The 11926-nt window shown below is 67.6% G+C and carries 10 protein-coding genes; 3 read left to right on the top strand and 7 right to left on the bottom strand.

Features of this window, described 5'->3' with window-relative positions; genetic code table 11:
* Positions 1-50: 50 nt before the first annotated feature.
* Genes ACZLHH_RS18520 through rluD form a run of 4 tightly spaced genes read right to left on the bottom strand, consistent with a single transcriptional unit; the run spans position 51 to position 2749 of the window.
* Positions 51-488, bottom strand: a complete 438-nt coding sequence (locus tag ACZLHH_RS18520) for a thiol-disulfide oxidoreductase DCC family protein (protein WP_180845408.1) — start codon at positions 486-488, stop codon at positions 51-53.
* Positions 463-969 (bottom strand): DUF4166 domain-containing protein, encoded by a 507-nt coding sequence (locus ACZLHH_RS18525; protein WP_180845413.1) that lies wholly within the window; start codon positions 967-969, stop codon positions 463-465. The genes ACZLHH_RS18520 and ACZLHH_RS18525 overlap by 26 nt, the downstream gene beginning before the upstream one ends.
* A 20-nt stretch (positions 970-989) precedes the next feature.
* Complete coding sequence (gene pgeF / locus ACZLHH_RS18530) at positions 990-1760, bottom strand: peptidoglycan editing factor PgeF (RefSeq protein ID WP_049398202.1); 771 nt, start codon at positions 1758-1760, stop codon at positions 990-992.
* Complete coding sequence (gene rluD, locus ACZLHH_RS18535; protein WP_080291790.1) at positions 1760-2749, bottom strand: 23S rRNA pseudouridine(1911/1915/1917) synthase RluD; 990 nt, start codon at positions 2747-2749, stop codon at positions 1760-1762. The genes pgeF and rluD overlap by 1 nt, the downstream gene beginning before the upstream one ends.
* A 113-nt stretch (positions 2750-2862) precedes the next feature.
* Between rluD and ACZLHH_RS18540 the strand changes: the two genes are divergently transcribed.
* Positions 2863-3750: an outer membrane protein assembly factor BamD gene (locus tag ACZLHH_RS18540; protein ID WP_029379759.1), complete on the top strand. Its 888-nt coding sequence runs from the start codon at positions 2863-2865 to the stop codon at positions 3748-3750.
* Between the two features lie 190 nt (positions 3751-3940).
* Complete coding sequence (locus tag ACZLHH_RS18545) at positions 3941-5143, top strand: lipase family protein (RefSeq protein ID WP_180845407.1); 1203 nt, start codon at positions 3941-3943, stop codon at positions 5141-5143.
* An 832-nt stretch (positions 5144-5975) separates the two neighbouring features.
* Here the strand turns inward: ACZLHH_RS18545 and ACZLHH_RS18550 are convergent.
* The 3 genes from ACZLHH_RS18550 to sucC form a co-directional block, all read right to left on the bottom strand.
* Entirely contained in the window at positions 5976-7610 is a 1635-nt protein-coding gene (locus ACZLHH_RS18550; RefSeq protein ID WP_180844990.1) for an NAD+ synthase, read from the bottom strand.
* A gap of 225 nt (positions 7611-7835) precedes the next feature.
* Positions 7836-8711 carry a succinate--CoA ligase subunit alpha gene (gene sucD / locus ACZLHH_RS18555; RefSeq protein ID WP_005410793.1) on the bottom strand — a complete coding sequence of 292 codons (876 nt, stop codon included), beginning with the start codon at positions 8709-8711 and terminating at the stop codon, positions 7836-7838.
* A gap of 20 nt (positions 8712-8731) precedes the next feature.
* A complete protein-coding gene (gene sucC, locus ACZLHH_RS18560; protein ID WP_004154430.1) occupies positions 8732-9901 on the bottom strand; it encodes an ADP-forming succinate--CoA ligase subunit beta in 1170 nt (389 codons plus the stop codon).
* 405 nt (positions 9902-10306) lie between these two features.
* Here sucC and ACZLHH_RS18565 point away from each other — a divergent pair, with 405 nt between their 5' ends.
* Positions 10307-11920, top strand: a complete 1614-nt coding sequence (locus ACZLHH_RS18565; RefSeq protein ID WP_049401617.1) for a sensor histidine kinase — start codon at positions 10307-10309, stop codon at positions 11918-11920.
* Positions 11921-11926 lie beyond the last annotated feature (6 nt).

The raw sequence follows: 11926 nt of genomic DNA on the forward strand, positions 1-11926 counted from the left end.
TCAAGGCAGTTGTGCACAGACGCCTTGATCCCCTCCGTCCCCTTTTTCCTTCAATCCAGGAATCGCGCTGCCTGCTCCGGTGCGGGCAGATGACATGCGTCGTGCCGTCCGAACCAGCGGTAGCGGTTGCGCGCCAGCGCGCGGTACGCGGCATCACGCCAGCCGCGCGGCACTGCCCGTAGTACGCCGGTCAGGCGCCAGGCGCCGCCCAGCCCCGTCAGCACGCGGAGGATCGCATCGGTATCGGTCCAGGCACCCTGCGCGTCCAGCAGCAGGAACGACATCGGGTCCTGCGGGTCCAGCCCGTGCGCGCGCAACATCGCGCTGCCCTGCTGCCCCTGCATCGCCGCAAAGCGGTAGCGCCCCGCGCGGTCGAAACGCAGCAGGAAGCGCACCCAGCGGTTGCACAGCGCGCATACGCCATCGAATACGATCACCGCGCTGCCCGCCTCGGCGGCGGCCTCACTGCGGTTCGAGCCAACCTTCATAGCGAATCAGGGCTCCCGCCCAGGGCAGCGTCACATCGACCAGGAAAGTGTAACGCTCACCCTGCCAGGCTTCGCGGCAACGCACGCCACCAAACCAGCGCCTCGGCAGCGGCAGCAGCCCGAACGCCCAGACCCGGCGCACCGACCAGTCGATGCCACCGTCGCGGGCCTGCAGATCAAACTCGAAGCGCGCCGCACCCAACTGCTCGCGCAGATGCCCCTCGTGCGCCCACAGCCGCGACACCATCGGCCAGCGGCCAAACCGCCGCGCCCATTGCTCGCCCTGCCCGTGTGCGCTGAACGCCACTTCGGTGGGCAGCGCTTCACCGTCCTTCGGCAACCGCGCCAACGCGGCCAGCAGCGGCACCAGCCAGTGTCGCCCTCTCACGATGCGCGCCTGCCCCACGTAGCGGCAAGGCAACGGTGCGGCATGCAGCGCCTGCACCGGCGCGGCCAGGGTGGCGAAGGCCGGCCCCAGCACGCGCGCGAACAACGGCGTGGTCAGGGCGCGATCCAGGCCAGGGTCGCCATGCGCCCGGTGCGACGGTCGCGCCGGTGCGAATACAAGTCAGGATCGGCCATCGTCGACACCGTGCCGCCATACACCTGCGCCGGGTCCATGCCCGCCGCCTGCAGGCGCTGACGTGCCAGGGCGAACAGGTCCACCTTCCAGTGCCCCGGGCGTGTCGCCACAAACGCCGCCTCGGCCGCCGGATCATGGCCGACGAAGGCGTGGAAGACCTCTTCGCCGATCTCGTAGTCGGCCGGCCCGGCCGCCGGGCCCAGCCACGCGCGAAGCTGCGCGGGCGGGGTCTGCATGGCGGCCACGGTGGCCTCCAGCATGCCGTCGGCCAGCCCGCGCCATCCAGCGTGAGCGGCGCCCACCTCGCTACCGTCGGCAGCGGCGAACACCACCGGCAGGCAGTCGGCGGTCAGGATCGCCAGCACCACGCCGGGCACCGAGGTCACCGCAGCGTCGGCCACCGGTTCGCTTGCGCCAGGCACCGGCGGCGTTGTGAAGCGCAGCACCGTGCTGCTGTGCACCTGGCGCAGCCAGTGCGGTGCCGAGGGCAGCGCCAGCCCCTGCTGCAGCAGCTGGCGGTTGTGCTCCACGTTGGCCGGGGTATCACCATCGGCCGCGTGCCGGTTGCCCAGGTTGAACTGCGCGAACGGCGCCGGCGAAATGCCCGCACCGTGCCGACGCGTGGTCAGCGCATGGACGCCCGGAGGCGCCGGCCAGTCCGCCTGCAGCAAAGGCAACGCGGCGGCCATCACCAGCGGTCCCGCTCGCGTGCGGCGAAGGCTTCGCTGTCTTCGCGCAGCACCTTCATCAGGTGCAGCATGTCGTCCGGCACCGGCGCGGTGTTGCGCACCGGCTCACCGGTGATCGGGTGCGTGAACTCCAGGGTCTCGGCGTGCAGGGCCTGGCGCTTGAAGCCGCGCAGCGCGGCTACCAGCTCATCGCTGGCGCCCTTGGGCAGCTTCAGCGCACCGCCGTACAGCGGGTCACCGATGATCGGATGGCGCACATGCGCCATGTGCACGCGGATCTGATGGGTACGGCCGGTTTCCAGGCGGCACTCCAGCGCAGTGTGCGCACGGAAGCGCTCGCGCAGGCGGTAATGGGTGATCGCTTCCTTGCCGTCCTCGCGCACGGCCATCTTCAGGCGGTCGCGTGGGTGGCGGTCGATCGGGGCATCGGCGGTACCGCCGGCCACCAGCGCACCCATCACGATGGCCAGGTACTGGCGGTGCACGTCGCGCGCGGCCAGCTGCTCGACCAGTGCGGTCTGCGCTTCCAGGGTCTTGGCCACCACCATCACGCCGCTGGTGTCCTTGTCCAGGCGGTGCACGATGCCGGCGCGCGGCAGCACCGCCACCGACGGGTCGCGGAACAGCAGGGCGTTGACCAGGGTGCCGCTGTGGTTGCCCGCGCCCGGGTGCACCACCAGGCCGACCGGCTTGTTGATCACCAGCAGGTGCTCGTCCTCGAACAGCACGTCCAGCGGGATGTCCTCCGGCTGGGCGTCGGTCTGGGTCTCGAGCACCACGTTGAGGGTCACGAGCTCGCCGCCGCGCAGCGGATCGCGCGGGCGCACCTGGGCGCCGTCCAGCAGCACCTCACCGGCCTTGATCCACTCGGTCAGGCGCGAACGCGAGTATTCGGGGAACAGTTCGGCCACCACGGCGTCGAAACGACGGCCGGCCGCAGTGTCGGGGACGATGGCCTGGCGGGCCGATTCAGAGGGTTGTTCAGACATGGCAGGGGGCATTCTTTGAAATTTTGGGGTCCCGGCGGCCGGTTTCAGTCGCTGGACAGGACACTAGGCTATCATCGACCCTTCGTATTCCAGCCGCGTCCCGCCTCGACCCCATGATCCGACGCTCCGCCATGCTCTCCGCGCCCGTCCGCCTCACCGCCCTGCTGCTGGTGCTGGTCATCGCCGCCACCGGCTGCCACCGTGGTGCCAAGAAGGGCGATCGCCCCGATGAAGGGACGCCGGTCGAACAGTTGTACGAGAAGAGCCACAAGCTGATGCAGGGTGGCAACTGGAGCGGCGCCGAAGCCAGCTTCCGCCGCCTGGTGGCCCAGTATCCGTACGGTCCGTACACCGAGCAGGCGATGATCGAGACCGCCTACGCCCAGTACAAGGCCGGCAAGCACGATGACGCGGTGTCCAGCATCGACCGCTTCATCCGTACCTACCCGACCCATCGCAACATCGCGTACCTGTACTACCTGCGCGGCCTGGCCAACTCCAACCGCAGTACGGTTTTCCTGCGCCGCGTATGGTCGCTGGATGCCAGCCGTCGCGACCTGTCCACGCCGCACCAGGCGTATTCGGACTTCAACATCGTGGTCGACCGCTATCCCAACAGCCGCTACGCCGCCGATGCGCGCCAGCGCATGCTGGAGCTGCGTGACGTGTTCGCCCAGCATGAGCTGGACAACGCCCTGTACTACATGCGCCGCGGCGCCTGGGTCTCGGCCGCCGGCCGCGCCAACTACCTGCTGGAAACCTACCCGCAGAGCGCGTTCCAGTACGACGCCGTGGCTGTGCTGGCCGATTCCTACACCCACCTGGGCAACAAGACCCTGGCCGACGATGCCCGCCGCGTCCTGCAGCTGAACCAGCCGGACCACCCGTGGCTGGAAGGCAAGTGGCCGAAGTACCCGTGGATGATCCGCAAGCTGAACCCGTTCGCCGGCGAGAAATCCGCCAGCACCGGCCAGCGCAACGCGCGACTGGAAAAGAAGTAAGAGAGGGCCCCGAAAGGGGCCTTTTCTTTGTCGGTAGATCCACGCCATGCGTGGATGGTTCGTACGCCCATGGACCACGACACTAGGAATTCTACGAATTCCCGGCGGATGCGACGCCGGTCGCATCCCGCTCCGGCGACGCCCTCCACACTGCGGCGCAACGGCCATCCCGGCCGTGAAGGAGCGCCCCATGACCCTACCGCCCCGCCGTTTCCGCCCCCTCGCCTGCCTCCTTGCCACCGCCGTGCTGGCGCTGTCCTCGGGCCCCCTCGCTGCCGCACCGGGTGCACCGGGCGATCTGCTGTCTGCTGCCCCCTATCGCGCGTCATGGGTGCCGTCCAAGGCTGCGCAGGCCTACAAGCTCCACTACCGCACCCCGGATCTTCGCGGCCAGCTGGCCGAAGGCACCGGCCTGCTGTACCTGCCCGCCGGCGCGGCTCCAGCGGGCGGCTGGCCGGTGGTGTCCTGGGCACATGGCACCCAGGGCATCGCCGATCGCTGCGCGCCCTCGGTGTCCGGCCCCTACCAACCCGAACGCGACGGGCGCTTCCTCGATCAGTTCCTGGCCCAGGGCTATGCGGTGGTCGCCGCGGACTACCAGGGGCTCGGCAGCCCCGGCGAGCATGCCTATCTGCACGTCCGCACGGCCGCGCGCAATGCCATCGACCTGGTCAAGGCCAGCCGCCAGTACCTGGGCAACGCAGCGCTGTCGCCGCGCTGGGTCTCTGTTGGTCATTCACAGGGTGGCGCTGCAGCCCTCACAGCCGGGCATCTGGCGCCCACCTATGGTGGTCCTTCCCTGCACTACCGTGGCAGCTTCACCACCGGCACGCCCACCGCCGTCGAGCTGACCGCGCTGGTGATGAAGCCGGACAACCGCACCGCCAATCCTGGCGCGCTCAACGCGTATCACGCGTATCTGCTCGACGGTCTGTTGCAGGTTGCGCCACAGATCGACCGCGTCCTCAGCGACACCGGTCGCGCCCGCGTGGCAGTGGCACGCGAACAGTGCCTGGGCGAACTGGCCACCACGCTGGACGGTGCGGATACCGGCAGCATGTTCACTGCACCGCTGACCAGCGTGCCGGGCATCTGGGCGGTGCTGTACGACTATGTCGGCGTACCGCGCCGCGGCTTCAGCCAACCGCTGATGCTGGGCCACGGCAGCGAGGACCGCGACGTGCCCTATCTGACCACCCTGCTGTATGCCGCAGGCCTGGCCCTGCGAGGCGAGCCGGTCGCGTTCCGGCGTTACCCGGTCGACCACCGCGGCACGCTGGATGCGGCGGCGGCGGATGTCCTGGCGTTTGTGCGGGCACGGCTGGGGGACGGACGCTTCAACGACGCTGCGGAAACCGCCAGCCTCGAACAGCTGCTTGAGGACGCCCAGTAGATCCACGCCATGCGTGGAGGCGCGGTATACGGGTTGCCGGCAGCGGCCGGCACTACCGAACGCAGTAGAGCCACGCCATGCGTGGATACGCGGTATACGGGGTTGCCGGCCAGCGGCCGGCACTACCGAACGCAGTAGAGCCACGCCATGCGTGGATGCGCGGTATACGGGTTGCCGGCCAGCGGCCGGCACTACCGAACGCAGTAGATCCACGCCATGCGTGGATGCACGGTACACGGGTTGCCGGCCAGCGGCCGGCACTACCGAACGGAGTAGAGCCACGCCATGCGTGGATACGCGGTACACGGGTTGCCGGCCAGCGGCCGGCACTACCGAACGCAATAGATCCACGCCATGCGTGGATGCACGGTACACGGGTTGCCGGCAGCGGCCGGCACTACCGAACGCAGTAGAGCCACGCCATGCGTGGATACGCGGTATGCGGGGTTGCCGGCCAGCGGCCGGCACTACCGAACGCAGTAGATCCACGCCATGCGTGGATACGCGGTATACGGGTTGCCGGCCAGCGGCCGGCACTACCGAACGCAGTAGATCCACGCCATGCGTGGATACGCGGTATGCGGGGTTGCCGGCCAGCGGCCGGCACTACCGAACGCAGTAGATCCACGCCATGCGTGGATACGCGGTACACGGGTTGCCGGCCAGCGGCCGGCACTACCGAACGCAATAGATCCACGCCATGCGTGGATGCACGGTACACGGGTTGCCGGCAGCGGCCGGCACTACCGAACGCAGTAGAGCCACGCCATGCGTGGATACGCGGTATGCGGGGTTGCCGGCCAGCGGCCGGCACTACCCGCCAACCGCAGCTTCAGCCCTTGTAGCCGTTGCTGATCGGGTAACGACGCTCGCGGCCAAATGCCCGGCGCGAGACCTTCGGCCCCGGCGCGGCCTGGTGCCGCTTCCACTCGCTGATGCGCACCAGGCGCAGCACCCGGTCGACCACGGCCGCGTCGTAACCGGCCGCAACGATCTCCGTGCGCGACTGCTCCTGGTCGATGTAGCGGTACAGGATGCCGTCCAGCACGTCATAGGCCGGCAGCGAATCCTGGTCCAGCTGGTTCTCGCGCAGCTCGGCCGACGGCGGGCGGCTGATCACGGCCGGCGGGATCACCGGCGCGCCGCCCACGGTGTTGCGCCACTTGGACAGCCCGAACACTTCGGTCTTGTACAGGTCCTTCAGCGGCGCATAGCCACCGCACATGTCGCCGTAGATGGTGGCGTAACCCACCGCGTATTCGCTTTTGTTGCCGGTGGTCAGCAACAGGCCACCGAACTTGTTGGCCAGCGCCATCAGGATCACGCCACGGCTGCGCGACTGCAGGTTCTCTTCGGTCACGTCCGGCGCAGTGCCTTCGAACATCGGCGCCAGCGATTCCATCAGGCCCTTGAACGCCGGCTCGATCGATACCGCCTCCAGCTTCACGCCCAGTGCCTGGCACTGTTCGGCGGCCAGGTCGTTGGACAGGCCCGCGGTATAGCGCGACGGCAACCGCACAGCGGTGACGTTTTCCGCGCCCATCGCGTCCACGGCCATGGCCAGCACCAGCGCCGAATCGATGCCGCCGGACAGGCCCAGCCACACCTTCTTGAAGCCGTTCTTGCGGCAGTAGTCCTGGATGCCACGGGTCACTGCGCGCCAGGCCAGCGCGTCCATGCTCTCGTCGCCATCGTCCATCCACACGTGCGGCATGAAGCGGCGGCTTTCACCGTCGTACTCCACCACCAGCCACTGGTCGACGAAGGCGGCGGCGGCCGGGTGCACGGTACCGTCGCCATCGGCCACCACCGAGGCGCCGTCGAACACCAGCGCGTCCTGGCCACCGACCACGTTGAGGTAGGCGATCGCCGCCCCGCTCTCACGGGTGCGTGCGGCCAGCACTGCATCGCGCTGGGCATGCTTGCCACGCTCGTAGGGCGAGGCATTCGGCACCACCACCAGCTGCGCACCGGCGCGCACGGTGTCGGCCAGCGGCTCGGCGAACCACAGGTCCTCGCAGATCAGCAGGCCGACCGGAATGCCGTTGACCTCGAACACGCAGCTGCCGCCATCCGGATCGACATCGAAGTAGCGGCGCTCGTCGAACACCGCGTAGTTGGGCAGCTCGCGCTTGCGGTAGGTCTGCTCGACCAGGCCGTCACGCAGCACGCTGGCGGCGTTGTAGACCACCGCACCGGCCGCCTGCGGCCAACCGACCACGGCGGTGATGCCACGGCAGGCAGCAGCGATGCGGGCCATCGCCTGCTCGCACTCGTACAGGAAGCCCGGGCGCAGCAGCAGGTCTTCCGGCGGATAACCACTCACCGCCAGCTCGGGGAACATCACCAGCTCGGCGCCGTACTCGTCGCGCGCCTGGCCGATCATCTTGATGATGCGCTCGGTGTTGCCGGCGACATCGCCGACCGGGAAGTCGAACTGCGCCATCGCGATGCGGATCGAAGCCATGGGAATCCAGCCTGTGGTTGCAATGTGCCCATTGTAGCGCTGCGCCATGCGCGCGCCGGGCGCGCTCACTGCGTGGACAGCCCCCGGCTCAGTAGATCCACGCCATGCGTGGATGGGGTTACCGGGATGGTCAGGGCACCAGACGCAGAAAGGCCGCCCGGAGGCGGCCTTCCTGTTTGAAGCAAGAGCGTCAGTCGAGCATGGCTCGACTCTACACAAGCGGTCTTATTTCACCAGCTTGGCGATGGCAGCGCCCAGGTCGCCCGGCGAGCGGACGGTGACAACACCGGCAGCTTCCATGGCGGCGAACTTGCCTTCGGCAGTGCCCTTGCCGCCCGAGGCGATCGCACCGGCGTGGCCCATGCGCTTGCCGGCCGGAGCCGACGCACCGGCGATGAAACCGACGACCGGCTTCTTCACGTGGTTCTTGATGTACTCGGCGCCGGCTTCTTCAGCGTCACCGCCGATTTCGCCAACCATGATGATGCCTTCGGTCTGCGGGTCTTCGTTGAACAGCTTCAGGCAGTCGACGAAGTTCAGGCCGTTGATCGGGTCACCACCGATGCCGATACAGGTGGACTGGCCCAGGCCGACTTCAGTGGTCTGCTTGACCGCTTCATAGGTCAGGGTGCCCGAACGCGACACGATGCCGATCTTGCCCGGCTGGTGGATGTGGCCCGGCATGATGCCGATCTTGCACTCACCCGGGGTGATGACGCCCGGGCAGTTCGGCCCGATCAGCACGGTGTCCGGATGCGAACGGGTCAGCACGTTCTTGACGCGCAGCATGTCCAGCACCGGGATGCCTTCGGTGATGCAGACGATGACCTTGATGCCGGCAGCAGCGGCTTCCAGGATCGCGTCGGCCGCGTACGGCGGCGGCACGTAGATGACCGAAGCGTTGGCACCGGTGCTCTGCACGGCGTCGGCAACGGTGTTGAAGACCGGCAGGTCGATGTGGGTGGTGCCACCCTTGCCCGGGGTCACGCCGCCAACAACCTGGGTGCCGTACTCGATCATCTGAGTGGCGTGGAAGGTGCCCTGCTGGCCGGTGAAGCCCTGCACGATCACCTTGGTGTTCTTGTTAATCAAAACAGACATGGGAATTCCTTGGTGTCGAATCAGGCAGCGTTCTTGACAGCTTCAACGATCTTCTTGGCGCCATCGTTGATGTTGTCAGCCGGGATGATGGCCATGCCGCTGTCGCGCAGCAGCTGCTTGCCTTCTTCCACGTTGGTGCCTTCCAGGCGCACCACGACCGGAACCTTGACGCCCACTTCCTTCACGGCGGCGATGATGCCTTCGGCAATCATGTCGCAGCGGACGATGCCGCCGAAGATGTTGACGAAGATGCCTTCAACCTTGTCCGAGGACAGGATCAGCTTGAAGGCTTCGATGACGCGCTGCTTGTTGGCACCGCCGCCCACGTCCAGGAAGTTCGCCGGCTCGCCGCCGTTGAGCTTGATGACGTCCATGGTGGCCATGGCCAGGCCTGCGCCGTTGACCATGCAGCCGATGTTGCCGTCCATGGTGACGTAGTTGATGTCCAGCTCCGAAGCGATCACTTCGGTCGGATCTTCCTGGGTCTTGTCGCGCATGGCGACCAGGGCCTTCTGGCGGAACGCGGCGTTGTCGTCGCTGTCGAACTTGCCGTCCAGCGCGTACAGGTTGCCGTCGTCCAGGATGGCCAGCGGGTTGATTTCAACCAGCGCCAGGTCCTTTTCGTTGAACAGGCGGTACAGGTTCACCATGATGCTGGCGAACTGGCCGGCCTGCTTGGCGGTCAGGCCCAGCTTGAAGCCGAAATCACGGCCGTGGTAACCCTGCACGCCTTCGACGAAGTCGACGTTCAGCGAGTGGATCAGCTCCGGGGTTTCAGCGGCGACCTGCTCGATCTCAACGCCGCCTTCCGAAGAGGCGATGTAGGTGATGGTCTTGGTGCCACGGTCAACCAGCACCGACAGGTACAGTTCCTTGACGATCTCGCCGGCGGTGGTCACCAGCACCAGGTTGACCGGCAGTTCAACGCCAGCGGTCTGGTAGGTGGCCATCTTGGTGCCGAGCATCTTGGCCGCGGCGGCCTTCACGTCGTCGGTGGTCTTGCAGAACTTGACGCCGCCAGCCTTGCCGCGGCCGCCAGCGTGGATCTGCGCCTTGACCATCCAGGGGCCCTGGCCCAGGGAGTTGGCAGCGGCAACCGCTTCGTCCGGGGTCGCAGCGACCTTGCCGGCCGGGACCGGGATGCCGTACTCGGCAAGCAGTTGTTTTGACTGGTATTCGTGGAAATTCATGCGTCACCGTGGGAATAGGAACGACCGCACGCAATTCCTCAGGGCCCCGGCGGGGCGCCGGCATGGACCGCGGCGGGCCCACTATTGTGGCCGAGCCAGCGCCGGGGCGCAAAGAAGTCTGTACAAAACGCCACACCCGGCCAGATTTCCACCGCCATTCAGGCAGTTGCGCCCGGGCCGGCGCTGACCACCGGTATCCACGGCAGGCCAAATGCGCGATCCGGGCGGCTCCGGCGGCGTCCTGCCGGGGGCCCTATACTGGTCAACCAAGGTGTGTAGTGTCGGGCTTGCCCGGCGGCTTCCACCGCAGGCCACATAGAAGCGACGAACCCGCCCGGCTTCAGGGGATGCCAGGCAGGGCCGCCGCAGATTCCAGACCCAGGCAGCCAGAAGGGGAGTTCCGGCGTGTCACCCAGTGCTTCATTGATCGACCGCATCGAATCGATTCCGCGGCGTGAGCTGTACTTCTTCGCGCTGTACCGGGTGCTGATCGCCGCGGTCATCGCCGGCCTGCTCTACAGCCCCCTGTCCGGCATGGTCGGCGAGGCCCATCACCCGCGTCTGGCCGATACCGTCGCGGCGATCTATCTGCTGCTGTCGCTGCTGGCCCTGGCGATCGGCCGCAACGAACGCTGGCTGCGCCCGATCGTGGTCAGCAGCGTGCTGGTGGACATCATCGCCGCCACCTTGCTGGCGCATGCCCTGCCCGGTGCCAGCGCCGGCATCTCGATGTCGCTGCTGTTCAACATCGCCGCCGCCGCCACCCTGCTGCCGCTGAGCTGGGGCCTGGGCCTGGCGGTTGCTGCCAGCCTGGCCACCGGTACCGAATACCTCTGGAAGGTGCTCGAAGGCGGTGACCCCACCCGCACGCTGGCCGAGCTGGCCATGTTCGCCACCAGCTACCTGGCGCTGGCCTTCATCAGCTACCAGGTGGGCAACCGCGCGCGCCGCAACCAGCAGCTGGCCAACCAGCGCGGCGACGAAGTGGCCAACCTGTTCCAGATCAACGAACTGATCATCCGCCGCATGCGCACCGGCGTGCTGGTGGTGGACGCCGACAACCGCATCACCCTGGCCAATGAAGCGGCCTCGATGCTGCTCGGCGACAACGACGGCATCGGTGAGACGGGACGCCTGGATCTGGCCAGTGCCGCGCCGGAACTGGCGCGCCGCCTGCAGCGCTGGCGCAACGGCTGGGCCCAGGACGAACTGCCGCTGCAGCTCAACCCTGACCAGCCGGAAGTGCAACCGCGCTTCGCCCGCCTGCTGGCAGGCAGCGAACTGGCGCTGGTATTCCTGGACGACTCCAGCGTGGTCTCGCGGCGCGCCGAATCGCTCACCCTGTCGGCGATGGGCCGCTTCTCGGCCAGCCTCGCCCACGAGATCCGCAATCCGCTGGCGGCGATCAACTACGCCGTGCAGCTGCTGGAGGAAGGCACCGGTTTCAACGAAAGCGACCGCCGCCTGCTGCAGATCATCCGCCAGCAATGCCAGCGCACCAACGGCATCGTCGAGAGCGTGCTGGGGCTGGCACGGCGCGAGCGCGCCACGCCCGAGAACGTCGACCTGGTCGCCTTCGTGCGCCGCTTCGTGCTGGAGTACAAGCAGGGCCAGACGCTGGAAACCGACAGCATCGAACCGATCATCAGCGACACGGCGGTGATGGCGCAGGTCGACAGCAAACACCTGTACCAGGTGCTCACCGTGCTGGTGCACAACGCACTGAAATACGGCCGCATCGGCCAGCAGCCGGCACGCGTGCGCCTGCGCGTGGCGCAGCACGAGCGCAGCGCGGTGATCGACGTGATGGACCGTGGCCCCGGCATTCCCGAGAGCGTGGCCGCACAGCTGTTCCGCCCGTTCTTCACTACCTCCGAGCACGGCACCGGGCTGGGCCTGTATATCGCCCGCGAGTTGTGCCGCGCCAACCAGGCACGGCTCGACTACATCCCGGTGCCGGCAGGAGGCTCGTGCTTCCGCCTGGTGCTGCCCGGCCCGCACACGCTGTTGCCCACCTGATTCCAA

The sequence above is a fragment of the Stenotrophomonas sp. 28608_Sma genome (genome assembly GCF_056486185.1).

Bases quoted from the DNA above. Each gene is read 5' to 3' on its own strand.
- ACZLHH_RS18545 (WP_180845407.1), top strand. From the start codon at position 3,941: ATGACCCTACCGCCCCGCCGTTTCCGCCCCCTCGCCTGCCTCCTTGCC.
- rluD (WP_080291790.1), bottom strand. From the start codon at position 2,749: ATGTCTGAACAACCCTCTGAATCGGCCCGCCAGGCCATCGTCCCCGAC.
- pgeF (WP_049398202.1), bottom strand. From the start codon at position 1,760: ATGGCCGCCGCGTTGCCTTTGCTGCAGGCGGACTGGCCGGCGCCTCCG.
- ACZLHH_RS18540 (WP_029379759.1), top strand. From the start codon at position 2,863: ATGATCCGACGCTCCGCCATGCTCTCCGCGCCCGTCCGCCTCACCGCC.
- sucC (WP_004154430.1), bottom strand. From the start codon at position 9,901: ATGAATTTCCACGAATACCAGTCAAAACAACTGCTTGCCGAGTACGGC.
- ACZLHH_RS18550 (WP_180844990.1), bottom strand. From the start codon at position 7,610: ATGGCTTCGATCCGCATCGCGATGGCGCAGTTCGACTTCCCGGTCGGC.
- ACZLHH_RS18520 (WP_180845408.1), bottom strand. From the start codon at position 488: ATGAAGGTTGGCTCGAACCGCAGTGAGGCCGCCGCCGAGGCGGGCAGC.
- sucD (WP_005410793.1), bottom strand. From the start codon at position 8,711: ATGTCTGTTTTGATTAACAAGAACACCAAGGTGATCGTGCAGGGCTTC.